The organism is Arthrobacter sp. NPDC056886, assembly GCF_042788715.1.
GTDB lineage: Bacteria > Actinomycetota > Actinomycetes > Actinomycetales > Micrococcaceae > Arthrobacter.
Genome location: NZ_JBHUBT010000002.1, coordinates 1 through 25427 on the forward strand (window position 1 = coordinate 1; position 25427 = coordinate 25427).

21 protein-coding genes are annotated in these 25427 nt (G+C 68.1%); 5 read left to right on the plus strand and 16 right to left on the minus strand.

Annotation, left to right across the window (positions count from 1 at the left end; genetic code table 11):
• Positions 1-144 precede the first annotated feature (144 nt).
• From glpK to ACFRJ8_RS03115, 3 genes are all read right to left on the minus strand, one after another.
• On the minus strand, positions 145-1659 hold the full coding sequence (gene glpK, locus ACFRJ8_RS03105; protein ID WP_377984694.1) for a glycerol kinase GlpK: 1515 nt from the start codon (positions 1657-1659) through the stop codon (positions 145-147).
• A 42-nt stretch (positions 1660-1701) separates the two neighbouring features.
• On the minus strand, positions 1702-2454 hold the full coding sequence (locus ACFRJ8_RS03110; protein WP_377984695.1) for an MIP/aquaporin family protein: 753 nt from the start codon (positions 2452-2454) through the stop codon (positions 1702-1704).
• 158 nt (positions 2455-2612) lie between these two features.
• Positions 2613-4394, minus strand: coding sequence for a glycerol-3-phosphate dehydrogenase/oxidase (locus ACFRJ8_RS03115; RefSeq protein ID WP_377984696.1), 1782 nt, complete (start codon positions 4392-4394; stop codon positions 2613-2615).
• 123 nt (positions 4395-4517) lie between these two features.
• Here ACFRJ8_RS03115 and ACFRJ8_RS03120 point away from each other — a divergent pair, with 123 nt between their 5' ends.
• The 4 genes from ACFRJ8_RS03120 to ACFRJ8_RS03135 all read left to right on the plus strand — a co-directional run bounded on the left by ACFRJ8_RS03120 (position 4518) and on the right by ACFRJ8_RS03135 (position 8462).
• On the plus strand, positions 4518-5480 hold the full coding sequence (locus ACFRJ8_RS03120; protein ID WP_377984697.1) for a sugar-binding transcriptional regulator: 963 nt from the start codon (positions 4518-4520) through the stop codon (positions 5478-5480).
• A gap of 92 nt (positions 5481-5572) precedes the next feature.
• A complete protein-coding gene (locus ACFRJ8_RS03125; protein ID WP_377984698.1) occupies positions 5573-6442 on the plus strand; it encodes an aldo/keto reductase in 870 nt (289 codons plus the stop codon).
• Positions 6443-6453: 11 nt separating this feature from the next.
• The gene (locus ACFRJ8_RS03130) at positions 6454-7380 is read left to right on the plus strand and encodes an alpha/beta fold hydrolase (protein WP_377984699.1); all 927 of its coding nucleotides are present in this window, start codon (positions 6454-6456) and stop codon (positions 7378-7380) included.
• A complete protein-coding gene (locus ACFRJ8_RS03135; protein WP_377984700.1) occupies positions 7377-8462 on the plus strand; it encodes a glycosyltransferase family 4 protein in 1086 nt (361 codons plus the stop codon). The genes ACFRJ8_RS03130 and ACFRJ8_RS03135 overlap by 4 nt, the downstream gene beginning before the upstream one ends.
• A 12-nt stretch (positions 8463-8474) precedes the next feature.
• Here ACFRJ8_RS03135 and ACFRJ8_RS03140 read toward each other — a convergent pair whose 3' ends face one another.
• The 13 genes from ACFRJ8_RS03140 to pyrR form a co-directional block, all read right to left on the minus strand.
• Positions 8475-10655, minus strand: coding sequence for a primosomal protein N' (locus ACFRJ8_RS03140; protein WP_377984701.1), 2181 nt, complete (start codon positions 10653-10655; stop codon positions 8475-8477).
• 210 nt (positions 10656-10865) lie between these two features.
• Complete coding sequence (metK, locus tag ACFRJ8_RS03145) at positions 10866-12101, minus strand: methionine adenosyltransferase (RefSeq protein WP_377984702.1); 1236 nt, start codon at positions 12099-12101, stop codon at positions 10866-10868.
• Between the two features lie 77 nt (positions 12102-12178).
• On the minus strand, positions 12179-13492 hold the full coding sequence (locus ACFRJ8_RS03150) for a bifunctional phosphopantothenoylcysteine decarboxylase/phosphopantothenate synthase (protein WP_377984703.1): 1314 nt from the start codon (positions 13490-13492) through the stop codon (positions 12179-12181).
• Between the two features lie 52 nt (positions 13493-13544).
• Positions 13545-13805: a DNA-directed RNA polymerase subunit omega gene (rpoZ, locus tag ACFRJ8_RS03155; protein WP_090581074.1), complete on the minus strand. Its 261-nt coding sequence runs from the start codon at positions 13803-13805 to the stop codon at positions 13545-13547.
• A 39-nt stretch (positions 13806-13844) separates the two neighbouring features.
• On the minus strand, positions 13845-14417 hold the full coding sequence (gene gmk, locus ACFRJ8_RS03160; RefSeq protein WP_277525875.1) for a guanylate kinase: 573 nt from the start codon (positions 14415-14417) through the stop codon (positions 13845-13847).
• A 38-nt stretch (positions 14418-14455) separates the two neighbouring features.
• Positions 14456-14773, minus strand: coding sequence for an integration host factor, actinobacterial type (mihF, locus tag ACFRJ8_RS03165; RefSeq protein ID WP_277525874.1), 318 nt, complete (start codon positions 14771-14773; stop codon positions 14456-14458).
• Positions 14774-14963: 190 nt separating this feature from the next.
• Positions 14964-15830, minus strand: coding sequence for an orotidine-5'-phosphate decarboxylase (pyrF, locus tag ACFRJ8_RS03170; RefSeq protein ID WP_377984704.1), 867 nt, complete (start codon positions 15828-15830; stop codon positions 14964-14966).
• Positions 15823-19122: a carbamoyl-phosphate synthase large subunit gene (gene carB, locus ACFRJ8_RS03175; RefSeq protein ID WP_377984705.1), complete on the minus strand. Its 3300-nt coding sequence runs from the start codon at positions 19120-19122 to the stop codon at positions 15823-15825. The genes pyrF and carB overlap by 8 nt, the downstream gene beginning before the upstream one ends.
• Positions 19122-20375 (minus strand): glutamine-hydrolyzing carbamoyl-phosphate synthase small subunit, encoded by a 1254-nt coding sequence (gene carA, locus ACFRJ8_RS03180; protein ID WP_377985173.1) that lies wholly within the window; start codon positions 20373-20375, stop codon positions 19122-19124. The genes carB and carA overlap by 1 nt, the downstream gene beginning before the upstream one ends.
• A gap of 37 nt (positions 20376-20412) precedes the next feature.
• Positions 20413-20934 carry a hypothetical protein gene (locus ACFRJ8_RS03185; RefSeq protein WP_377984706.1) on the minus strand — a complete coding sequence of 174 codons (522 nt, stop codon included), beginning with the start codon at positions 20932-20934 and terminating at the stop codon, positions 20413-20415.
• Entirely contained in the window at positions 20931-22319 is a 1389-nt protein-coding gene (locus ACFRJ8_RS03190; protein ID WP_377984707.1) for a dihydroorotase, read from the minus strand. The genes ACFRJ8_RS03185 and ACFRJ8_RS03190 overlap by 4 nt, the downstream gene beginning before the upstream one ends.
• Positions 22319-23377: an aspartate carbamoyltransferase catalytic subunit gene (locus tag ACFRJ8_RS03195; RefSeq protein ID WP_377984708.1), complete on the minus strand. Its 1059-nt coding sequence runs from the start codon at positions 23375-23377 to the stop codon at positions 22319-22321. The genes ACFRJ8_RS03190 and ACFRJ8_RS03195 overlap by 1 nt, the downstream gene beginning before the upstream one ends.
• On the minus strand, positions 23374-23985 hold the full coding sequence (gene pyrR / locus ACFRJ8_RS03200; RefSeq protein ID WP_377984709.1) for a bifunctional pyr operon transcriptional regulator/uracil phosphoribosyltransferase PyrR: 612 nt from the start codon (positions 23983-23985) through the stop codon (positions 23374-23376). The genes ACFRJ8_RS03195 and pyrR overlap by 4 nt, the downstream gene beginning before the upstream one ends.
• A gap of 139 nt (positions 23986-24124) precedes the next feature.
• On the opposite strand from pyrR, the gene ACFRJ8_RS03205 reads away from it, so the two are divergent.
• Complete coding sequence (locus ACFRJ8_RS03205) at positions 24125-25387, plus strand: PrsW family intramembrane metalloprotease (protein ID WP_377984710.1); 1263 nt, start codon at positions 24125-24127, stop codon at positions 25385-25387.
• Positions 25388-25427: the final 40 nt, after the last annotated feature.

The window sequence follows — 25427 nt, forward strand, 5'->3', positions numbered from 1 at the left end:
GCCGTGGCTGCCCCCCCCTTTCTGGGCCCCCCCCCCCTGGCGCAAAAACGCGGGGGCTCACAACCCCCCGCGCGGCCCAGGTTTCCCTGGCCGGAGCTCTTCATTGTCCGCCGAAGCCGTGCCCGACCGGCGGGTCAGGTGCGATTACTTGACGTCGTCATCAACCCAGTCCATGGACTTGGTGATGGCCTTCTTCCAGAGGCGCATCTGGCGTTCCCGCTCGGCCTGGTCCATTTGCGGCTCCCACCGCTTGTCCTCGGCCCAGTTGGCCGAGCACTCGCCCAGGTCCTTCCAGAATCCGACCGCCAGGCCGGCCGCGTAGGCTGCGCCCAGCGCGGTCGTCTCCACCACTTTCGGACGGATGACGGGCACGCCGAGGATGTCCGCCTGGAACTGCATGAGGGCGTCGTTGGCGACCATGCCGCCGTCGACCTTCAGTTCCGTCAGCGGAACGCCGGAGTCGGCGTTGACGGCGTCCAGCACCTCACGTGTCTGGAAGGCGGTGGCCTCCAGGGCCGCGCGGGCGATGTGGTTCTTGTTCACAAAGCGGGTCAGGCCCACAATGGCGCCGCGGGCGTCCGAACGCCAGTACGGCGCGAAGAGCCCGGAGAACGCCGGCACAATGTACACGCCGCCGTTATCCTCCACCGAGGCCGCGAGGGTCTCGACCTCCGGCGCGCTGCTGATCAGGCCGAGATTGTCCCGCAGCCACTGGATGAGCGAGCCAGTGACGGCGATGGAGCCCTCCAGCGCGTAATGCGGCGCCGCGTCGCCGAGCTTGTAGCCAACGGTGGTCAGCAGCCCGTTCTTCGAGTGGATGATTTCCTCGGCCGTGTTGAAGATCAGGAAGCAGCCCGTGCCGTATGTGTTCTTGGCTTCACCGGCGTCGAACGCCGCCTGGCCGAACGTGGCCGCCTGCTGGTCGCCCAGGATGCCGGCCACCGGAACCTCGCGCAGCAACTGGGAGGTGTGCACTGTGCCGTAGACCTCGGAGGAGGACTTGATGGCCGGCATCATGGAGGCCGGGACGCCGAACGCGTCCAGGATCTCCTGGTCCCAGGACAGCGTCTCGAGGTCCATGAACATGGTCCGCGAGGCGTTGGTCACGTCGGTGACGTGCACTCCGCCGTCGACCCCGCCGGTCAGGTTCCAAAGCACCCAGCAGTCGGTGTTGCCGAAGACGAGGTCGCCGGCCTCCGCCTTGGCCCGGGCGCCCTCGACATTGTCCAGGATCCACTTGATCTTGGTGCCCGAGAAGTACGTCGCCAGCGGCAGGCCCACCTTCTGCTTAAAACGCTCCGGTCCCCCGTCTTTGGCGAGCTCATCCACGATCGGCTGGGTGCGGGTGTCCTGCCACACGATGGCGTTGTAAATCGCCTCGCCGGTGGTCTTGTCCCACACAACGGCCGTTTCGCGCTGGTTGGTGATGCCGACGGCGGCGATGTCGTGACGCGTCAGGTTGGCCTTGGACAGGGCCGAGCCGATCACTTCGCGGGTGTTGTTCCAGATTTCAGCGGGATTGTGCTCCACCCAGCCGGCCTGGGGGAAAATCTGCTCATGCTCCATCTGGCCCGAGGAGACAATGCTGCCGCTGTGGTCGAACACGATGGCGCGCGTGCTCGTGGTGCCCTGGTCGATTGCAACTACGTACTGGTTCATATTGACGTCCTTGTCTGTTTAGCGTGGCAGTTGAACTGAAGGTTAGAGAGGGAGCACAGGCGGGATAATCGGCACGACCGCGGCCACGAGACCGGCAAGGCCGCCGCCGATCAGCGGCCCGACCACCGGAATCCAGGAGTAGCTCCAGTCCGAGGACCCCTTGCCCTTGATCGGGAGCAGGGCGTGCGCGATGCGGGGTCCGAGGTCACGGGCCGGGTTGATGGCGTAGCCGGTGGGGCCGCCGAGGGAAACACCGATGCCCACAACGAGCAGGGCGACCGCCAGCGGACCGAGTCCGGAGGGTGTCCCGCCGAAGGTCAGGATGACGAACACGAGGACAAAGGTGCCGATGATCTCGGTGGCCAGGTTCCACGGGTTGGAGCGGATCGCGGGGCCGGTGGAGAAGACAGCCAGTTTGCTGGCCGGCTCTGTCTCGACGTCAAAGTGCTGCCGGTAGGCCACCCACATGATGACGGCACCCAGGAAGGCACCGACCATTTCTCCGCCGAAGTAGGTCAGGGTTGAGGCGAAATCGACCGGAACGCCGGGAGCGTACAACCTCTTGCCGTTGAGCAGCAGGCCAAAGGTGACGGCCGGGTTCAGGTGCGATCCGGACTGCACGGCAACATAGACACCGGAGAAGACGGCAATGCCCCACCCCCAGGTGACCATGAGGAACCCGCCGTTGTTGCCCTTGGTGCCTTTGAGCGCAACGTTGGCCACAACGCCGCAACCCAACAGGGTCAGCATTGCGGTTCCGAATACTTCGGACAGGAATACTATTCCAAGAGACATCTTTGACTCCTCTATTTTCTGTTGTCGGCCCTTCGCGAGTTTGAAAGACCGTGGGGCCGGCAGCATGTTGGTGCTGCCGGCCAGCCACTGCGCCGGCCGCCGGGGCGGACCGCGCAGTGCTTGCACCCGGGCTTCCCCGCCCGGGCACGCAAGCCGTATCAGGCGACCAGGCTGTGGACCTGGACGCGGTGGAACCGCTCAAGCACCTCCTGCGTGTGGCTGATTTCCTTGGCCCGGCGAGCCGCGTCCCAGCCGAGCGGGCCCGAAAGTGTGTCGGCAACTTCGTTCAGCAGTTCGCCGGTCACGAGGCCCCGGAAGGCCAACGAGGTGCGGCGGATGAGCACGTCCACGAGGTGTCCGACCTGCTCGTGCGCCGCCATGAACTCCAATTCACGGGTGCTGAGCTCGCGGGTGGAGTGCAGCGGCCTGTCGGGTGCACCGGCCGGATCCGCATCCAGGAAGCGGATGACGTCCTCGGCGCGGGTCCCGTAGCGGGTCAGCAGCCCGGTGACGCGGGCGGCGTCGCGGCCGGCCGACATGTGGGCCTTGATCCAGCGCTGGACACCGTCCTCGCTGTCCGGGAAGCCGGCGCCGCCGCCGATGGCGAGCTTCGCCGTCGAGACCTTCCGTACCATGCCGAGTTCGGCCAGGACGTCGCTGCTCAGGTGTTCGGCGAGGGCCCGGAATGTGGTCCACTTGCCGCCCACGAGGCTGAGGACGGCCCCGCCCGCCGCCGCACGGCGTTCGATCCTGTAGTCACGGCTGACGAACCCGGGCTGGGTGGCGTCATGCTTCGGAAGCGGCCGCACACCGGAGAATGTGTAGACCACCTGCTCCCGGCCCACGGGGATGCCCGGGAACACGTGCCCGATCAGGTCAAAGAAGTAGTCGATTTCCGCCTCGGTGCAGACGGCGTCCTGGGCCATGTCGGCGTCGACGTCGGTGGTGCCGACCAGGACGCGGTCCCCCATCGGATAGATCAGCACGATCCGGCCGTCGGTGTGTTCGAAGAAGATTTCCCGGCCGTTGCACGCCGCGAGCAGCTCCGGATGGTCCAGCACAATGTGCGAGCCTTTGGTTCCACCCATGAACGACGACGCCGCCCCCATGGCCTCGTTGGTCAGGTCGACCCAGGCACCGGTGGTGTTCACGATGACGTCGGCGGTGAAGTCGAACACTTCGCCGGTCAGCTCGTCGCGCAGCTGGACTGTAGTCCCGGTGCCCTCGGTGGCGCCGGTGCCGCCTGTGGCGCCCGTCGAAACGAGCGAGACGTAGTTGCTGGCCCGGGCCATGCCGCTGTCCGCACCGCCGGCTTTCTCGCCGTCCTGGAGCACGTCCAGGGTGAGGCGCTCTGGGTTGTGGACTGAGGCGTCGAAGTAGGTGGCCGCGTATTTGATGCCGGGGTGCAGACGGGGCAGCTCGGCCAGGGCGCGCTTGCGTCCGCGGAACTGGTGCCGCGGAACCGTGCCGCCGTCGCGGGAGAAGAAGTCGTACATGCTCAGGCCCACCTTGATCAGGAACGCTCCGCGCTCTGTGTGCTTGCCCTGCTTGTGGGTCAGGAAGCGCATCGGGGCGGCCAGCACTCCGGAGAAGGTGCTGAAGATCGGGATCGTGGTCTGCAGCGGCTTGACGTAATGCGGTGCGATCCCCAGGAGCCTGTTTCGCTCGACCACGGACTCCTGGACGAGGCGGAACTCACCGTTTTCGAGGTACCGGATGCCCCCGTGGATCATGTGGGAGGAGGCACCACTGGCGCCCTGGCAGTAATCGCCACGCTCAACGAGCGCCACATCGACGCCCTGCAGGGCCAGGTCACGGAACGTGCCCACCCCGTTGATTCCGCCGCCGATGATCAAAACCTGAGCGTGCCGCCGCGTCCGCAGCTTCTGCACCGAGGCGCGATCATTCGCCGGTGTGCCGACTGATTCCTTCTGTCCCAAAACTGCTCCCTTGGGTTTGGTTCTGTGCGGCACGCCCGTGGCGCGGCGCCGTTCAACACTATTCTTTGGACTAATGGAAAATGGAGTCAAGCACTATGCACAAACGTGCAGACGGGAAATTTCATGACGCATTCACGCCAGTCCGACGCCCTCCGCGCGGCCCAGCTGTATTACCTCCAGGACCTGACCATGGACGCCATTGCCCGCGAGCTCCGGACGTCCCGGTCCACGGTTTCACGGCTGTTGTCGGCGGCCCGGGATTCGGGTCTGGTGCAGATCCAGATCCGCAGCCCGCTGGACACCGGGCCCGAGCTCGAGAGCATGATCCGTGCCGAATTCAAGGTCGATGTCCACGTTGTCCCGGTGGTGGACACCCTCAATGAGGCGGAAACACTGGACCGGGTGGCCATGCAGGCCGCCCGGACGATCGGACCGCTGGTGGACTCCAACGCCATCATCGGCGTCGCGTGGGGCTCCACCCTCAGCGCCGTGAGCCGGCACCTGACCCGGAAGATCACCCACGACAGCGTGATCGTCCAGCTCAACGGCGCCGGCAACATGCAGACCACCGGCATCACCTACGCCTCCGACATCATGCGACGGTTCGGCAGCGCCTACGGTGCACGGGTGGAACAGTTTCCCGTCCCGGCTTTCTTCGACCACGCCGCGACCAAAACAGCCATGTGGAATGAGCGCAGTGTTCAGCGGATCCTGGAGCTGCAGGCCCGGATGAGCATCGCGATCTTTGGTGTCGGATCGGTCGACGCCGACTATCCCAGCCACGTCTACGCCGGCGGCTACCTCGATGAAGACGACCTGAACGTCCTGGCGACCTCCGATGTGGTGGGCGACGTTGCCACGGTGTTCTTCCGCGCGGACGGATCCTCGGACGGCATCACGCTCAACGAGCGGTCCACCGGCCCGGACCTGGCCCAGCTCCGCCAGGTGCGGCGCCGCATCTGCGTCGTGTCAGGCGCCTCCAAGATCAACGGACTCCGGGGCGCGCTGGCGGCGGGGCTGGCCACCGACCTGATCCTGGATGAGGCCAGCGCCCGCAGGCTGGTCCGGTTCGACGGGCTGTCCTGAGTGGCCCCGGCGCACCGTCACCGGTGCGGCAAGGGAGTGCCGGCGGTCCGGCGGTCCGGCGCCCGCCAGCGCCAGTAGGTAAAGTCATTGTCATGAAACTCTCCCCCCGGCTGACCCTGAACAACGGCGTATTGATCGACCGGCTGGGATTCGGGCTGTACAAGGTCCCCCCGGCCGACGCCGCCAGCCTGGTGACCATGGCGGTCGAGGCCGGCTACCGGCACTTTGACACCGCCGCCATGTACGGCAACGAGACCGGCGTCGGAAAGGGCATCGGTGCCCTGTCGGGATTTGAGGGCACGGGCGGTGAGCCGGGGGAAACCGCGCCTTACGTTTCCCGCGAGGACCTCTTCGTCACTACCAAGGTCTGGAATGACGACCACGGCTACGATGCCACGATGCGGGCGTTCGACACCTCGATGTCGAACCTCGGCCTGGAATACATCGACCTTTACCTGATCCATTGGCCGTGCGCGCGGCGTGGCCTGTTCCCGGACACGTACCGGGCCCTGGAGACGCTGTACCGCGAGGGCAAGGTCCGTGCGATCGGCGTCTGCAACTTCCAGCCGCAGCATCTGGACCGGCTCCTGCAAACGGCCGAGGTGGTCCCCGCCGTGAACCAGATCGAGCTTCATCCCTGGCTGCAGCAGGAAGAACTGCGGGAAAAGCACGAGGTGCTGGGCATCCGCACCGAGGCGTGGAGTCCCTTGGGCCGCGGCCAGGTGCTGAAGGACCCCGTGATCCTGGCCCTCGCCGCCGAACACGACCGCACCGCGGCGCAAATCATCCTCCGTTGGCACCTGCAACTTGGCAACATCGCCATCCCCAAGGCCAGCACGTCCGGGCGGATCCGGGAGAACTTCGAGGTTTTCGACTTTGAGCTCACGCCGCTGGACATGTCAGAGATCGGCGGCCTCGAACGCGGCTTCCGGACCGGCTCCCACCCCGACAACGTCGCATAGGATTCGAACCAATGGAACAAGTGGAAACCGGCCCCTCACGCATGCCTCTGTTCAGCGGCGGACTTGAGGCCCGCACCCGGGCCGCGTCCGCCGAGGTTGACGGCGCCAGGATCGCGTACTGGGTTTACGAACCCGTCCGCGTCACCCCGGAGACCCGCACCATCTTGGTGGTGCACGGATTCCGCGGCGACCACCACGGCCTGCTCCGGGTGGCGGACCAGCTGACGGACATGCGCCTGATCATGCCGGACCTGCCCGGCTTCGGCAGCTCAGCCGCCTTCGGGGGAACCGAGCACAGCGTTCCCGCCTACGCCAGTTTCCTCGGCGGCTTTATGGCCGCGCTGGGCCTGGGCGCTGATACCGTCCTGCTGGGACATTCGTTCGGGTCGATCATCGCCAGCCACTTCGTGGCGGCCCATCCCGGCGCCGTGGCCGAGCTGATCCTGGTCAATCCCATCGCGGCGCCCGCCCTCGAAGGGCCCAAGGGCCTGATGACGAAGCTTGCGATCCTCTACTATGAGGCCGCGGCGCGCCTCCCCCAGCGGCTCGGCCTGGCCCTGCTGCGCAGCCAGGCGATCGTGCGAGTGATGAGCGTGACCATGGCCAAGACCGGGGACAAGGACATCCGCCGGTTCGTGCACGCCCAGCACAGCGCCTACTTCTCCTCTTTCGCGGACCGGGACAGCCTGCTGCAGGCCTTCAAGGCCTCCGTCGGCAGCAACGTCACAGAGGTGGCCGCCGAACTGACGCTGCCCGTGCTGCTGATCGCGGGAGAGAAAGACGAGATCGCGATGCTGGCGGACCAACACAAACTCGCGGCGCGGCTTCCGGACGGGAAGCTGGAGGTCATTCCCGGCGTCGGGCACCTGATCCACTACGAAACCCCCGAACCCGCCGCCCGCTACATCCGACGCTTCCTAAAGGACCACGCCGCGTGAAAATTCTCATCGATGCCCGCTTCACCCGGCTGGACCAGCACGACGGCATTAGCCGCTACGGCGCCAGCCTGATCGCGGCGGCCGCCAGGATCGCCGACGTCTCGATGCTGATCAGCGATCCCCGCCAGCTCGCGCTCCTGCCGGACGTTCCGTACACCGTGATCAACAGTCCTCTGTCCCCGGCCGAGCTCTTCGTGGCGGCGAAGGTCAACAAACTGGGCGCGGACGTGGTGGTGTGCCCCATGCAGACCATGGGCAGCTGGGGCCGCAAGTACGCCCTGGTGCTGACCCTGCACGACCTCATCTACTACGAGCACCCCACCCCGCCCGGGTTCCTGCCGGCCCCGGTCCGGGTCCTGTGGCGTCTTTACCACAAGGCCTTCTGGCCCCAGCGGCTCCTGCTGAACAGGGCCGACATCGTCGCGACCATCAGCTCCACCACGGCGGGCCTGATGGCAAAGTACCGGCTCACCCGGCGCCCGGTCAGGATTGTGGGCAACGCCCCCCAGCACGGCCACACACCGCGCGACCCGGGGGCAGGTGCCGACAAGACCCTGCTCTATATGGGTTCCTTCATGCCCTACAAGAACGTGGAAACGATGATCCGCGGCATGGCGGAGCTTCCGGACATGACGCTCCATCTGCTGAGCCGCATCACCCCGGAGCGGCGGGGCGAACTGGAGGCCCTGGCCCCGCAGGGCGCACACATCGTCTTCCACAACGGCGTGACGGACGCGGAGTACGAGGCCCTCCTGGCGCGCACCACCGCCCTGATCAGCCTGTCCCGGGCTGAGGGTTATGGGTTGCCGCTCGTCGAGGCAATGTCGCACGGTACGCCGGTGATCGCCAGCGACATCCCGATCTTCCGGGAAGTCGGCGATGACGCCGTCAGCTACGTGCACGCGGATTCGCCGTCGGAGTTTGCTGGGGCTGTGCGCGAGCTGGAGGACCCCGACCTGTGGAAGGCCCGTTCCCGCCGTTCGGTGGAGCGGGCAGCCGACTTCAGCTGGGACGAGTCGGCGCGACGGCTCGTGGCCGTCGCCGAAGAGGCCGTCGCGCTCCGGAGCCGGAACAAAAGCTAGCTCTGGCCGCGGCTAGAGGACGTCCACGCCGTCCAGGCGCAGCTGCACCGGGTCGTCGCTGCGCTTGGCTGCGGCTGCCGCCTTGACGGCGCGCATGACGGCCGTGGCGTCCGCCGCCTGGGCGTAGGGGATGAACAGCAGGGTCCGGACGTCCTCGCCGGCATCCCGCGGCGCGGAATCCCGTGACGCAGCATCCCGTAACGGCGTGCGGCCGGCCCCTGCGGCAGCAGGCAGGATGACGGGCGCAGGACCGGCCGTCCGGAGGACGGTTCCCTGCGCCGCCAGCCGCTGCGCAATGGCATCGGTGAAATGGCCGACGGCGGTCCTGCCTCCGGTGACGGAGGCAACCCGCACGGCGGGCGGCAGCTGGAGCTCCTGCCGCAGTGCCAGTTCCCGGCTGGCGTATCCGGCGGGATCCCAGCGCAGGAGGGCCCCCACGCCGGCGGCGTCGTCGGCGGTAATGACCACCAGCCCGCCGTCGTGTGCCGGCCGTACCAGGGCCGCGGCGTTGAACCAGCGGCGGACTGCGTCCTCCCCTGCCCTCAGGTTTTCCCGGCGCAGCAGCGAGTCGCCGTCGAGCAGCAGGGCCGCGGCGTACCCGCCGGTGGCCACGGGTTCGGCGCCGACGGTGGCCACCACGAGGGCGGCCGTCTCGGGAACGGTGGCCTTGATCTGGTCCCCTGAGGAGGTGATGACCGGTTTCCCCGGGAAGGCCCGGCCCAGCTCCTCCGCCGTGCGGAGCGCACCCGTGGCGCCACGCCGGAGGCGGACACCGTTGCACGTGCCGCAGCGCCAGGCCGGGGCGGGGGCCGAGCACCAGCGGCATTGCGGCACGGCGCTGCTCCCGCCCGGACCGGCGATCGCGAGGGGCCCGCTGCAGGCGGTGCAGCGCGCCGGTTCCCGGCAGGTTTCGCACACCAGCGAGGGGGCGTAGCCGGCCCGGGCCACCTGGACCAGGACAGGACCGCGTTCCAGGCCCTCCTTGGCGGCCCGCCAGGCCGCGCCCGGCAGGCGGGCGATGCGGGCCAGCGGGTCACGTTCCTGTTCAAAGCTGTCCGCCGTGTTCAGGACGCGCGGGACGGTGCGCCGGAGGACGGTTCGCTCCGCTTCCACGGCCTGCGCCCAGCCGGAGGCGACCAGCCGTTCCGTTTCGGTGCTGCGCGAATGGGCCGCGAGCAGGCACGCGGCCCCCTCCTGGCCCGCGCGGAGCAGGAGGACCTCGCGGGAGTGCGCGTACGGGGAACGCTGTTCGATGTGGAGGTCGTCGCCGTCGTCCCAGCAGACCACGAGCCCGAGGTCCCGCACCGGCGCGTAGGCCGCGGACCGCGTGCCCACGGCGACCCCGGCCGCGCCGCTGAGGACGCGCAGGAAACTGCGGTAGCGCGGCGTCTGGCCGTCGTCCGCGGTGAGCCGGGCGACGTCGCCGGCAGGAAGGAGTTCCAGCAGGGCAGACTCCACCCGGTCGAGGTCCCGGTAGTCGGGCACCACCACGACGGCGCCGCGGCCGGAGATTCGCACCGCCGCCACAGCTTCAGCGACCATTCGCGGCCAGCCGCCGGACCCGTAGCCCTGGAGGGCTGTCAGCACGGCGCGGGGGGACTCGCCGGCGGCCAGGTGGGCGAGGAACGCCGGGCCGTTGCGGTAGGTGGCCCAGACGCTGCCCGCGGCCGGTGACGGAAGCGACACGGCGGTCGCGACACCGGACACCTCAGTTCCGAACAGCTCGGGGTCGAGCCGGCCGTCCGGGGCGAATTCCTTTTCCAGTTTGGCCATGCGGGGCGGCACGGCGACGCGCAGGACATCGCTGACCGTTCCGGCGTACCGCGCGGCGATCCGGCCTGCGAGCTCGGCCACCGCAGGGGTGAGGACCGGGACGGGCGAGACCACCTTGTGCAGCGGCACGAGCAGGTGGCCGGCGTCGGAGCCGGCCGTGCGTTCCAGCAGGTACCCGGCCAGGTCCTGCCCGTTGAACTTGACCTTGACCCGGGCTCCGGGCACGGCTTCCGCGTCGAGGGCGGCCGGCACGCTGTAATCGAAAGGCCGGTCCAGGTGTGGCAGCGATGATTCGATCAGCACCCGCGCCACCGGCAGCCGCGCGGCAAGGGCGGGCCCCGACGCTTCCGCGGCGGAGGCGGGAAAGCCCTGGAGCAGGGACAGCTGCTGGGGCTCGCCGCCGGCAGGACTGGGACTCACGGCTGGCACCTCCCCTTGGAATCGTTTGACAACAGCACCGGCTAGACAGCATGACGGGCTAGACAAGAAGACCGATTTAAAATCAACCGTCTAAATTGCATGTAGCCAGGCCACCGGAGGGCGGCCTGGCTACAGCACATCACACAGGACTGACAAAAATCGCACCGTCAAACAACCCGACAAGAGGCTTCGGACGGTATGGGCCTGGCCTTAGGCGTTGAAGAACGCCTTCAGCTCGTCCACCCGGTCCAGGCGTTCCCAGGTGAAGTCCGGGTCTTCGCGGCCGAAGTGCCCGTGGGCGGCGGTCTTGGCGTAGATCGGGCGCTTCAGGTCGAGGGCGTCGATGATGGCCCGGGGGCGCAGGTCGAAGATCTCGGCGATCGCGGCGCTGATCCGGGCCGGGTCCACGGTTTCGGTTCCGAACGTCTCCACGTAGGTTCCCACCGGGCGGGCCTGCCCGATCGCGTAGGCGATCTGGATCTCGGCGCGCTTGGCGAGGCCGGCGGCCACCACGTTCTTGGCGACCCAGCGCATGGCGTACGCGGCCGAGCGGTCCACCTTCGACGGATCCTTGCCGGAGAACGCGCCGCCGCCGTGGCGGGCCATGCCGCCGTAGGTGTCGACGATGATCTTCCGGCCGGTCAGGCCGGCGTCGCCCACCGGGCCGCCAATGACAAAGGCGCCGGCGGGGTTGAGGATGTTGTGGGCCCGCGAGGTGTCCAGGTTGGACAGGGCCATGACCGGCCCGACCACGTGCTCGGCGAGGTCGGCCCGGAGCCGGTCGAGGCTGGTGCCTTCGGCGTGCTGGCTGGAGATGACGACAGTCTCGACCGAGACCGGCCGGTCGCCGTCGTAGCCCACCGTGACCTGGGTCTTGCCGTCAGGGCGCAAGTAGGCGAGTTCGCCGTTCTTGCGGACCTCGGTCAGGCGCTCGGAGAGCCGGTGCGCGAGCCAGATCGGCACGGGCATGTAGGACGGTGTCTCGTCGCTGGCGTAGCCGAACATGAGTCCCTGGTCGCCGGCGCCCTGGAGGTCGTAGTCGTCCTCCTGGCGTCCCTCGCGGGCTTCGAGCGAGTTGAACACGCCGCCGGCGATGTCGTTGGACTGCTGGCCGATGGACACCGAGACGCCGCACCGGGCGCCGTCGAAGCCGTTGGCCGAAGAATCGTACCCGATGCCCAGGATGGTCTCACGGACAATCTGCGGGATCTCGACGTAGGCGTCGGTGGTGACCTCGCCGGCGACGTGGACCAGCCCGGTGGTGGCCAGCGTCTCCACGGCAACCCGGGACTCGGGGTCTTTGTCGAGCAGGGCGTCGAGGATCGCATCGCTGATCTGGTCACAGATCTTGTCGGGGTGGCCCTCCGTCACCGACTCGGAGGTGAAGAGCCGGAGCGCGGCGGGCGTGGACCCGTGGAAGGCGGGGATGTGCAGCGGTAAAGTCACTCAACTACCTTACTGGTTGGAAAACGGACGTCCGGCGGCGTGTGTCCCCGTGCTAAGGAGATGTTGGTTACGCCGGGCTATGCCGGCGGTACAGCCCGGCTCAGCTCGGCGCTGATCCGGTCGATCACGGCAGCCGCGACGTCGGATTTGGAACCCGACGCCTCTTGGGGTTCGGAGCCGTCGCGGGAAAGGATGACTACGGAGTTCGTGTCTTCGCCAAAGACCCTGTCCCGGCCTACCTGGTTGACGACCAGCAGGTCACAGGCCTTCCGCCGCAGCTTGGCCCGGGCATACTCGAGGACGTCGCCCCCGGCGTCGCCTGTTTCGGCGGCAAAACCGACGATCAGCTGGTCCCGCGACGCGGCATCGCGGACCTCCACCAGTTCCCGCAGGATGTCGGGGTTGCGCACCAGGTTGATCACCGGATCGGCGACGTCGTCGCGCTTCTTGATCTTGGTCCCGGAGACGTCAGCCGGGCGGAAGTCCGCGACGGCGGCGGCCATGATGACGACGTCGGAGTCGGCGGCGGCGTGCAGCGCCGCCTTCCGCAGCTCCAGGGCGGTTTCGACCTGGACGACCTCGACGCCGGCGGGCGCCGGGACCTCCATGTGGGCTGCCAGCAGGCGGACGCGGGCGCCGGCCGCGAGTGCGGCCAGGGCCAGGGCAACGCCCTGCTTGCCCGAGGAGCGGTTGCCGAGGAACCGCACGGGATCCAGTGGCTCCCGGGTGCCTCCGGCGCTGACAGTCACGGTGAGACCGGCCAACGGCAGGACCGCCAACGGCGCCGCTGACGTGCCGCCGGCCAGGACAGCGTCCACGTCCGGCTGGGCCGCGCCGCCCTGCTCCCCCGCCGCTGCAACAGATGCGCCTGCGAGGGCCATGGATGAGGTGAAGATCGCCTCGGGCTCGGGCAACCGGCCAGGACCGGAGTCGGCGCCGGTCAGGCGGCCGCTCGCTGGTTCCAGCACGGTGACGCCGCGGCTGCGGAGGGTTTCGACGTTGGCCTGGGTGGCGGGGTGCTGCCACATTTCGGTGTGCATGGCCGGGGCCATGAGCACCGGGCAGTCGCCGGCCATCAGCAGGGTGTTGGTGAGGAGGTCATCGGCTTGCCCGGTGGCCGCGCGGGCCAAGAGATCGGCCGTAGCCGGGGCCACGACGATCAGTTCGGCCTCGTGGCCGAGCCGGACATGGTTGACCGTGTGGACTGCGTCGAACACGCTGTTGCTCACCGGGTGCCCGGACAGAGCCTCCCAGGTGGCGACGCCGACGAAGCGGGTGGCCGCCTCGGTGGGGATGACCGTGACGTCATGCCCGGCTTCAGTAAAAAGCCGGAGGAGCGACGCCACCTTATAGGCGGCAATCCCTCCCCCGACTCCGAGGACTATGCGCACGTGATCTCCGTCAGCAGGCAGTCTGTTTACTTGGCTCTTCCCGCGGAGGAAATTACTCTGCGGCTTCGATCGGCGTGGAGACGAGCTTGCCTTCGTTGATCTCGCGCAGCGCGATCGACAGGGACTTCTCGTTCAACTTGGTGTCGACCAGCGGGCCAACGTACTCGAAGAGGCCCTCGTGCAGCTGGGCGTAGTACGCGTTGATCTGGCGTGCGCGCTTGGCACCGAAAATCACCAGTCCGTACTTCGAGTCGGCGGCCTTCAGCAGCTCGTCGATCGGCGGGTTGATGATGCCTTCAAGGTTCGTGGACACGAATTCTCCAAATTCTAACGGGCTGATGGCTTCCCGCAGCTAGTGCGGGTGGGGGGTCAGCCCCATGAGTGAAACAAGCTCGTCCGCTGCCCGGCGAACGTCGTCATTGATGACGGTATGGTCGAACTCCGGTTCAGCAGCAAGCTCTACTTTACCGGTTTCCAGCCGCCGCCGCTGTTCCTCGGCACTTTCCGTGCCGCGGCCCACAAGTCGACGCACTAATTCGTCCCAGCTCGGGGGCGCAAGGAACACGAACTGCGCGTCCGGAACGGCCTGCCTTACCTGGCGCGCTCCCTGCAGATCGATTTCCAGAAGGACCGGGCGGCCGTCGGCGATGGCCTCGTTGACCGTGCTCTTCAGGGTGCCGTAGGTGTTCTGTCCATGCACCACAGCCCACTCGAGGAATTCGCCTGCGGCCACCAGCGACTCGAACTCCTCCTTCGACTTGAAGTAATAGTGCACTCCGTCGATTTCCCCCGGCCGCGGAGCCCGGGTGGTAGCCGAAACGGACAGCCACACCTCGGGGTAGTTGTCCCGGATGTAGGTGGACACGGTGCCTTTGCCAACAGCCGTCGGGCCGGCGAGGACTGTCAGTCCCGGTTTCTTGCTCACATATTCCTTTGGCGGTGGGGGCAGCTCGGCGGAGCGAGCTATTTGTCGTCAATAAAATCTACCAGCGCGCGGCGCTGGTGGATTCCCAGGCCGCGGACCCGACGGGATTGCGCGATGCCAAGCTGGTCCATGATGGCCGCCGCCCGGACCCGGCCGATCCCGGGCAGGGCTTCGAGCAGCTCCACGATTCTCATGCGCGCAATGGCGTCGTCGGTTTCGGCGGCGCTGATGACTTTGGCGATAGACAGTTCCCCCGTCTTAAGGCGCTCCTTTGCTTCGGCCCTGGTGGCCCTTGCGGCAGCGGCCTTGCGGAGGGCGTCGGAACGCTCCTGCGGAGTGAGGGGTCTCAAACTCACTGGAAGTCCTCCCTGCATGGCGGGACGGGGCACTCGTACCCTTGCCCCGAACCTACAGTCTGGCGGCGGCAGAAATCAATGGAAATCTGCGCCCGGCCCGGGTCCGGGAGCACCGGACCCTGGCCGGCGTCCGGAAAGCCCGCGGCCCGGATCCGGGAGACCCGGACCCGGGCCGGACTGACGGCTGGCGCTAGGCGGCGAGGAGTCCGTCGAGGGTGCGCCGTGCAGCATCCCGGAGGGACTGCAGCTGCGGTCCGGCGCCGAGGATGTCCCGGCTTGAGGTGCCCAGGACCTGGGAATAGGCGGCACCGAAAGTGCGGCGCAGGTCCGCGGCAGTGGCGCCCTGCGCCCCCAGGCCGGGGGCCAGGATGGGCCCGCGGACCGCCGCCAGGTCGAGATCCAGTGCGGTGAGCGCGGAGCCCACCGTGGCGCCGACCACCAGGCCCACGGAACCGAGCGCACCGTCATAGCGGCGGTTCTCGGCCGCGGCCGCTTCCGTGATCCGTCGCGCGACGGAGTCCGCCCCGCCGACGTGCTGGACGGAGGCGCCTTCCGGGTTCGAGGTCAGCGCGAGGACGAACACGCCGCGGCCGGTCTCGGCCGCCAGGTCCAGGGCGGGCCGGAGCGACTCAAAACCCAGGTACGGGCTCAGCGTGACCGAGTCCGCGGCCAGGGCCGAGCCGTCCCGCAGCCAGGCGTCGGCGTAGGCGGCCATAGTGGAGCCGATGTCGCCGCGCTTGGCGTCCGCGATGCTCAGCACGGACGCATCCGTCGCCGCGGCCAGGGTCCGTTCGAGCACGGCGATTCCGGCGGAGCCGTGCCGCTCGTACAGGGCCACCTGCGGCTTCACCGCGGCAGCGAGGGAGCCCACGGCCTCCAGGACGGAAAGCGAGAAGCGTTCCAGCCCGGCGGCGTCGTCAGTCAGCCCCCAGCGCTGCAGGAGCGCCGGGTGCGGGTCGATGCCGACGCACAGCGGGCCGCGGTCAGCCATGGCCCTTCCCAGCCGGGAGCCGAAGGACTCCCGGCCGGGGGTTCCGGGCGTGGATGACTCAGGCATCCTGCAGGGCCTTCAGGTTCGCTGCGTGCTCCTGCAGGCTCGTGACGGACCATTCATAGGTGCGCAGCGCCTCGATGGCCTGGACGGCGGCGTTGAACTCGGCCACTGTGGTGATGCACGGGATGCCGATCGACGTCGCGGCGGCACGCAGTTCGTAGCCGTCGCTGCGGGCCTCGCCACCGGAGGGGGTGTTGAAGACCATGTCGATCTCGCCGGCAATGATGAGGTCGGCGATGGTGCCTTCGCCTTCGGCGCTGGAACCCTCGGCGACCTTCCGGACCGGGGTGGCCTGGATGCCGTTGCGGCGCAGGACGTCGGCCGTGCCGCCGGTGGAGACGATCTCGAAGCCGAGGTCCGAGAGCCGCTTGACGCCCATGATGACCGAGCGTTTGTCCCGGTTCGCCACCGAGACAAAGATCTTGCCCTCGGTGGGCAGCGCGTTGTTGGCGGCCGCCTGGCTCTTGGCGAAGGCCGTGTCGAAGTGCTTGTCGATGCCCATGACCTCGCCCGTGGAGCGCATTTCCGGGCCGAGCAGGGAGTCGACCACCTTGCCCTCGGGGGTGCGGAAGCGGCTGAACGGCAGCACGGCTTCCTTGACCGAGACCGGCGCATCCAGCGGCAGCGAGGAGCCGTCACCGCTCTCCGGCAGCATCTTGTACGCGCTGCGGAGCTGGTTGATGGTGACGCCGGTGCCGATCAGAGCCGCGGCCTTCGCCATCTGGACGCCGGTGGCCTTGGAGACGAACGGCACGGTGCGTGAGGCGCGCGGGTTGGCTTCGAGGACGTAGAGCACGTCGGAGGCCAGGGCGAACTGGATGTTGATCAGGCCGCGGACGCCCACGCCCTCGGCGATCGCCAAGGTGGCGGTCCGGACCCGTTCCAGCACGTTGCCGCCCAGGGTGATGGGCGGCAGCACACAGGCCGAGTCGCCGGAGTGGATGCCGGCCTCCTCGATGTGTTCCATGATGCCGCCGAGGTACATTTCCGTGCCGTCGTAGAGGGCGTCGACGTCGATCTCGACGGCGTCTTCGAGGAAGCGGTCGATCAGCACCGGGTGGTCCGGGGTGATCTCAGTGGCGTTGGCGATGTAGCGGGAGAGGTTGGGCTCGTCGTAGACGATCTCCATGCCGCGGCCGCCGAGGACGTAGGACGGGCGGACCAGGACCGGGTAGCCGATTTCGTCGGCGATCTTCTTGGCGTCCTCGAAGGACACGGCGGTGCCGTTCTTCGGCGAGACGAGCCCGGCCTTGTCGAGCACGCGGGAGAAGGCGCCCCGGTGTTCGGCGAGGTCGATCGCTTCCGGCGAGGTGCCAAGGATCGGCACGCCGGCGTCGGCGAGCTGCTGGGCCAGTTTCAGCGGGGTCTGGCCGCCGAGCTGGACGAAGACGCCCATGACGCCGCCGGTGCGCTCCTCGGCCGCGATGACCTCGAGCACGTCCTCCAGGGTCAGCGGCTCGAAGTAGAGCCGGGTGGAGACGTCGTAGTCCGTGGAGACGGTTTCCGGGTTGCAGTTGACCATCACGGTCTCGTAGCCGGCCTTGCGCAGCGCCATCGAGGCGTGGACGCAGGAGTAGTCGAACTCGATGCCCTGGCCGATCCGGTTGGGGCCGGACCCAAGGATGATGATGGACGGCTTGGCGTGCAGCGCGACCTCGTCCTCCTCGTCATAGGACGAGTAGTGGTACGGGGTGTAGGCGGCGAACTCGGCCGCGCAGGTGTCCACGGTCTTGTAGACGGGGCGGATGCCGAGGGCCTGCCGCACGCCGCGGACCACGTCCTCAGAGTTGTGGGTCAGGGCACCGATCTGCTCGTCGGAGAAGCCGTGGCGCTTGGCGCGCGTCAGCATCTCCGGAGTCAGCGCCGCGGCCTGCCGGATTTCGAGGGAGATCTCGTTCAGCAGCTGGAGCTGGTCCAGGTACCAGGGGTCGATTTTGGTGGCCTCGAAGAGCTGTTCCACGGTGGCACCGCCGAGCAGGGCGCGCTGGACCTGGTGCAGGCGGTCGGTGGTGGGACGCTTGGACTTCTCGATCAGCTCCGCGACTTCCCATTCCGGGACGTGGCTGAAGTCCAGCTGGGAGCCCTTCTGCTCCAGGGAGCGCAGGGCCTTCTGCAGCGCTTCGGTGAAGTTCCGGCCCATGGCCATCGCCTCGCCCACCGATTTCATGGTGGTGGTCAGGGTGGGGTCCGCTGCCGGGAACTTCTCGAAGGCGAAGCGCGGGACCTTCACCACCACGTAGTCCAGGGTCGGTTCGAAGGACGCCGGGGTCTTCTGGGTGATGTCGTTCGGGATCTCATCCAGGGTGTAGCCGAGGGACAGCTTGGTGGCGATCTTGGCGATCGCGAAGCCGGTGGCCTTGGAGGCGAGGGCGGAGGAGCGGGAGACGCGCGGGTTCATTTCGATCACGACGACGCGCCCGGTGTCCGGTTCGACGGCGAACTGGATGTTGCAGCCGCCGGTGTCGACGCCGACCTCACGGATGACGGCGATGGAGATGTCGCGCAGCCGCTGGTATTCGCGGTCCGTGAGGGTCAGGGCCGGGGCGACGGTGATCGAATCCCCGGTGTGCACGCCGACGGGGTCGAAGTTCTCGATGGAGCAGACCACAACGACGTTGTCGTTCTTGTCCCGCATCATCTCGAGCTCGTATTCCTTCCAGCCGAGGATGCTCTCTTCGAGAAGCACCTCGGAGGTGGGGCTGTACTGCAGGCCCTGGCCGACGATCCGGCGCAGGTCGCCCTCGTCGTAGGCCAGCCCGGAGCCGAGGCCGCCCATGGTGAAGGAGGGCCGGACGACCATCGGGTAGCCGAGGTCCCCGGCTGCTGCGAGTGCCTCGTCCATGGTGTGGATGATGTGGCTGCGGGCTGACTCGGCGCCGCAGCGCTCCACGACGCCCTTGAACTTCTCGCGGTCCTCGCCGAGCTCGATCGCGGCGATGTTGGCGCCGATCAGCTCGACGTTGTACTTCTCCAGGACGCCGTTCTTGTCCAGCGCGATGGCCGTGTTGAGGGCCGTCTGGCCGCCCAGGGTCGGCAGCAGCGCGTCGGGGCGCTCCTTGGCGATGATCTTCTCCACCACTTCGGGGGTGATCGGCTCGATGTAGGTGGCGTCGGCGAACTCGGGGTCCGTCATGATGGTGGCCGGGTTGGAGTTGACGAGGATGACCCGCAGGCCCTCCTCCTTGAGGACGCGCAGGGCCTGGGTGCCGGAGTAGTCGAATTCGGCCGCCTGGCCGATCACGATCGGGCCGGACCCGATGACCATGACGCTCTTGAGGTCAGTTCTCTTGGGCATTACTTCTTGTCCTCAGTCTTGGAATCGGTGGCAGTCTTTGTGCCTGTCTCTGTCTTTGAAGAAGCGTCCGCCATCAGCTCGATGAAGCGGTCGAAGAGGTAGGCGGCGTCGTGCGGGCCGGAGGCCGCTTCGGGGTGGTACTGCACGGAGAAGGCGGGGATGTCCAGGCAGGCGAGGCCTTCGACGACGTCGTCGTTGAGGCTCACGTGGCTGACCTCGACGCGGCCGAAGCGTTCCTCGGGGGCCTGTGTGGCGCCGTTGAGCGGGGCGTCGACGGCGAATCCGTGGTTCTGCGAGGTGATCTCGACCTTGCCGGTGCGGCGGTCCATCACGGGCTGGTTGATGCCGCGGTGGCCGTAGCGCAGCTTGTAGGTCCCGAACCCGAGGGCGCGGCCCAGGATCTGGTTGCCGAAGCAGATGCCGAAGTACGGGATCTTCTCGTCGAGCACGGAGCGCAGCAGCGCCACCTGATTGTCCGCGGTGGCGGGGTCGCCGGGGCCGTTGGACATGAAGAAGCCGTCGGGGTTGACGGCCTGGACGTCGGCGAGGGTTGCCGTGGCGGGTAGCACGTGCACCCGGACACCGCGCTCGGCGAAGCGGACCGGGGTCATGCGCTTGATGCCCAAGTCGATAGCGGCGATGCTGAAGCGCGGCTCGCCGTCCCAGCCGAAGTCCTTGGGCTCCACGGTGTAGGCGGTGTCCACGCTGACTTCCTCGGCGAGCCGTGAGCCTTCCATCGGCGCGCTGGCCAGGACGGCGTCGACGAGTTCCTTGTCCGTGGCGCGGGCCGATTCGCCGGAAAAGATGCCGGCGCGCATGGTCTTGTGTTCGCGCAGGTGGCGGGTGATGGCGCGGGTGTCGACGCCCTGGATCCCGACGATCCCCTGCTCGACAAGCTCATCGTCCAGGGACCGTTCGGAACGCCAGTTGGAGGGCCTGCGCGCGGCGTCGCGGACAATGTAGCCGGCTACCCAGATGCGGCGGGACTCGGCGTCGTCGGTGTTGACGCCGGTGTTGCCAATGTGCGGCGCGGTCTGGACTACGAGCTGGCGTGCGTAGGAGGGGTCGGTGATGGTCTCCTGGTAGCCGGTCATGCCGGTCGCGAACACCGCCTCACCCAGGGCCGTTCCGGTGGCGCCGTAGCTGGTGCCGCGGAAAATCCGGCCGTCCTCGAGCACGAGCACGGCGGGCGTGGATGCTGCTGCAGCGGGGGTGGTTGTCACTGCTGTTTCTGATACTGCTGTTTCTGGCACTGTTTTCACTGACACTGCGTTGGAGTCCGTCACGTCGTTACTTTCCACTATCGGCTTCTGCCTGAGGGGCTGCGGAGATCAAATCTTGGAGGGTGGTGAGGAGCACGGCCTTGTCCTCGGCACGGCGGGTCCGGTAGCCGGTGTCCAGCTCGTGGGAACCGAGCATCCAGCTCAGCACCAGCAGGCCGTCTTTCTCGACGAACTTTCCGGCCATGCCGCTTTCCTGCCGCACACCGGTGAGGCGTGAGGCCGGGATGAAAACCGGGCCGGCGCCCGCGCGTTCGAACAGCACGCCTTCGGGGTGCACGCTGAGCGTGGCGTTGGTGCGGATGCCCAGATTGTGCACGGCGATCCGGTCCAGCCAGTCGCCGGCGGTGGTGGACGCGACGTACTGGCCGTCGGCTGCGGCCAGCGGGGCGCCGAGCTCGGCGGGAACCTCGGGGAGGGGCTCGACGTCGGACTGGCGGCGCAGGCGGTTGCGCCAGCCGACGGCGATGAGGACGAGCGCGACGCCGGTCAGGGCCAGCGTGAAGAGCAGGGAAAGGTCCTTGACCGTCATGGGCGGCGGCCCGCCGGTCCGGCGTCGACGGCGTCGGCCGGCCACCGGTAGGGGGTGTTCAGTTTTCCGTCGAGAACGGTCGGGTGGCCCTTGAAGAACGTCGCCACTACCTTCCCGGGCAGTTCCCGGCCGGCAAACGGAGAGTTACGGCCCATGGTTGCCATCTTAGAAGGGTCCACGGTCCAGCGCGCAGCCGGGTCCACGAGTGTGACGTTGGCAGGCTCTCCGGCCTCGAGCGGGCGGCCCTGGTCCTGGACCCGGCCGATGGCTGCCGGTGCCGTGGAGGTCACCCGGGCGAAGTCTTCCCAGCCCATCAGGCCGGATTCGATCATGGTGTGCTGCACCACGGAGAGCGCGGTTTCCAGCCCGGTCATGCCCATGGCCGCCTGCGCCCACTCGCATTCCTTGTGCTCGCTCGGGTGCGGGGCGTGGTCGGTGCCGACAACGTCGATCGTGCCGTCGGCCAGGGCGGCGCGGAGGGCCTGGACATCGGCGTCGGTGCGCAGCGGCGGGTTGACCTTGTAGACGGGGTCGTAGCTGCGGGCGAGCTCATCCGTGAGCCAGAGGTGGTGCGGGGTGACCTCGGCCGTGACGTTGACGCCGCGGGACTTGGCCCAGCGGATGATTTCCACGGACCCGGCAGTGGAGACGTGGCACACGTGCAGGCGGGAGCCGACGTGCTGGGCCAGCAGCACGTCCCGGGCGATGATGCTTTCTTCGGCGACGGCAGGCCAGCCGGCCAGGCCCAGGACGGCGGAGACCTCGCCCTCGTTCATCTGGGCGCCGGCGGTGAGACGGGGTTCCTGCGCGTGCTGGGCGACGACGCCGTCGAATGCCTTGACGTATTCGAGGGCGCGGCGCATCAGGACGGGATCGTGCACGCAGATCCCGTCGTCGGAGAAGACCCGCACGTGGGCCCGGGAGTCGGCCATGGCGCCGAGTTCGGCGAGCTGCTCCCCCGCGAGTCCCACGGTGACGGCTCCCACCGGGCGCACGTCCACCCAGCCGGCGGTCCGGCCAAGGGTGAGGACTTGCTCAACGACGCCGGCGGTGTCCGCCACCGGAGTGCTGTTGGCCATCGCGTGGACGGCCGTGTAGCCGCCGAGTGCGGCCGCGCGGGTGCCGGTTTCGACGGTTTCGGCGTCTTCGCGGCCGGGTTCGCGCAGGTGCGTGTGGATGTCCACCATGCCCGGGAGCGCGACGAGGCCGGCGGCGTCGATTACTGTGGCGTCCCTTACCCCGGCGACGTCGGCATCCAACTGCGGGCCGCGGGCGGCGATCACGCCGTCCCGGATCAGGAGGTCCTCGGCTGCTCCGCCCAGGATCGACGCGCCTCGGATGAGGTAGGCGCCGCTGTTGTCTGCGTGCTGTTGCTGTTCGGCCATCAGTGGCTCTCCTGGTGGGAATAAGTGAGGTTCGGATTGGCGGCGTGGGCCGCGGATGCAGCTACAGATGCAGGTACGGATACAGGTACCGGCTCCCGGTGCTCCCCGGAAAGCAGCAGGTAGAGTGCCGCCATGCGGATGGAGACGCCGTTGCGGACCTGCGCCAGTACGGTGGAGCGGGGCGAGTCGGCCGCGGCCGCGGAAATTTCCAGGCCGCGGTTCATCGGACCCGGGTGCATGATGATGGTGTCCTTGAGCCCGAGGCTGTCGAGGGCCCGGAGCCGGTTGTCGTCGAAGCCCCAGCGGCGCGAGTACTCGCGGGTGGTCGGGAAGAAGGATGCATTCATCCGTTCGCCCTGGACCCGGAGCATCATCATGGCGTCCACGCCCTGCGCGAGGGTCTCGTCGAGGTCGAAGCTAACGGCGCAGGGCCACTTTTCGACGCCGATGGGCAGCAAGGTGGGCGGCGCAACGAGGGTGACTTCGGCGCCAAGGGTGGGCAACAGCCAGACGTTGGAGCGCGCCACCCGGGAGTGCAGCACGTCGCCCGCGATGGCGACGCGCATGCCTTTGAGGTCGGCTCCGGCCGACGGCGTGCCGGCCAGCTTGGACCAGTGCCGGCGCATGGTGAACGCGTCCAGCAGCGCCTGGGTGGGGTGTTCGTGGGTGCCGTCGCCGGCGTTGATGACGGCGGCGTCGATCCAGTCGGTCGCGGCGAGCCGGTGCGGGGCGCCGGAGGCCCAGTGCCGGATGACCACCGCGTCGGCGCCCATCGCGGCGAGCGTCTGGGCGGTGTCCTTGAGTGACTCGCCCTTGGAGACGGAGGAGCCTTTCGCGGCGAAGTTGATGACGTCGGCGGAGAGCCGTTTGGCGGCTGCCTCGAAGGAGATCCGGGTGCGGGTGGAGTCCTCGAAGAACAGGTTGACCACGGTGCGTCCGCGCAGGGCGGGGAGCTTTTTGACCTCGCGCTCCCCCACGGCCGCCATTTCCTCGGCGGTGTCCAGGATGCGGATGGCGTCGTGCAGGCTCAGGTCCTGGGTGGAGAGCAGGTGCCTCATGCGGTGGCCTCGATGACGACCTCGTTGACGGGGGCGCCGTCGGGGACTCCGTCTACAGAGTCAGTTTCCTCGAGGCGGACGCGGACCTTCTCGGACGAGGACGTGGGCAGGTTCTTGCCGACGTGGTCCGCGCGGATGGGCAGTTCGCGGTGGCCACGGTCGATCAGCACGGCGAGGCGGACAATCCGCGGGCGGCCGAGGTCGATGATGGCGTCAAGGGCTGCCCGGATGGTGCGCCCGGAGTAGAGGACGTCGTCGATCAGCACAACAACTTTGTTGTCGATCCCGGTGCGCGGCAGCTGCGTGGGGTACGGCGGCCTGGTGGGCTGGTGGGAGAGGTCATCGCGGAACATGGTGACGTCGAGCTGGCCGACAATCGCGGAGGCGTCCACGGTGGGGTCGGCGGCGGCGATCTTGGCGGCGAGGCGGACGGCGAGGGGATAACCCCGGCGCGGTATGCCCAGCAGGACGAGGTCCTGGGAGCCCTTGTTGGCCTCGAGAATTTCATGGGCGATACGAGTGAGGGCGCGGTCTATGTCAGCCTGGTTGAGGACAACCCGGGTGAGCATCACCTTCGCCGGACCCGGTGCTGAAGGCACAGAAGTCAAAGCTCGTCTCCCCTTTCCCCGCCTCACGGGACGGAATTAAAAAAGGATTATTTGCTCTTTCAAATTACCACAGCGGGACTGACGGCCCGCCGCCGCCGCCGGAATGCGTTTAACCTCACACGGACATAGGCTCGACTCCATGACGACGAACGAGCCACGGCCCGGGCAGGACTACCTTGGCGCCTCAGGACAGCGGCCGCTGCCCCAGCAAGCCAACCCGACGTGGCTGGGACATGTCCGCCCGGCCGACTACCGGCGGGCCCCGGCCAACCCCCGCGACCACTTCCAGCCGGCGCTCCCTCAGGCCCTTCCGGCGGTGCCGGGCGGCCGCCGTTCCGCCGGCGTTGCTGGCCTGGTGCTGGCCGGCGGGTTCCTCGCGTTCATCAGCCTCTTCCTGGTCCTGCCCTTCCTCCTGGGCAGGACCGGAATCTCTGGCTTTGTCATCGGTTTCATCGCCTCCCTGATTCCGCTGGGGACCGTGCTGTTGACCGTGCGCTTCATCGACCGCTGGGAACCGGAGCCCAAGCCGCTGCTGCTTTTCGCCTTTGTCTGGGGCGCGGCCGTTTCCATCGCGGTCACGATGCTGATCCAGCCGTACTTTTCGCTGGTGGCGGGGCCGGCCTCGGGGCTGGACTATACGACTTTCGCGGTGACGGTCCAGGCGCCGGTGGTGGAGGAATTCGCTAAGTCCCTGGGGCTCCTGGTGCTCCTGGTCTTCGCCCCGAAACACTTCAACGGGCCGGTGGATGGTGTGGTGTTCGCCTTCACCATCGCGGCTGGTTTCGCGTTCACCGAGAACATCCTGTATTTCGGCCGTGCCATCGCCGAATCCAGCGACCCCGGCACGGACCTTGCCGTGGTGTTCTTCCTCCGCGGCGTACTGTCCCCGTTCGCCCACGCCATTTTCACGGGAACCACCGGCCTGATCATGGGTCTCGCCGCGCGCCGCGGACACACCGGGCTGGGCGCGCTGGCATTCGCCGTCGGCCTCGTCCCCGCGATGCTGCTGCACAGCGGGTGGAACCGCATGGGCCAGGACTTCCTGGCCCAGTACGTGCTGGTGCAGGTGCCGATCTTCTTGCTGGCGGTTCTGGTCATCGTGCTGCTGCGGGTGGCGGAGCGCAGGCTCACCCGCCAGCGGCTCAAGGAATACGCGGCCGCGGGCTGGTTCACCGCGGCCGAGGTGGAAATGCTGGCCACCGCCGCCGGCCGCCGTTCCGCACTGCGCTGGGCCAAATCCGTCGGCCGGGGCGCGCAGATGAAGGCCCTGATCGATGCCGCCACCCAGCTTGCCTTGACCCGGCAACGGATCCTCAGCGGCCGGGACGTGCCGGCGCACCTACTCGATGAGCAGCACCAGCTCGCCGAGATCGCCGCGCTCCGGACCGCCGTCGTCGGCTAGGAGCACGTCAACGCGCTGCCAGTTTCTGTGTTCTCCCAGA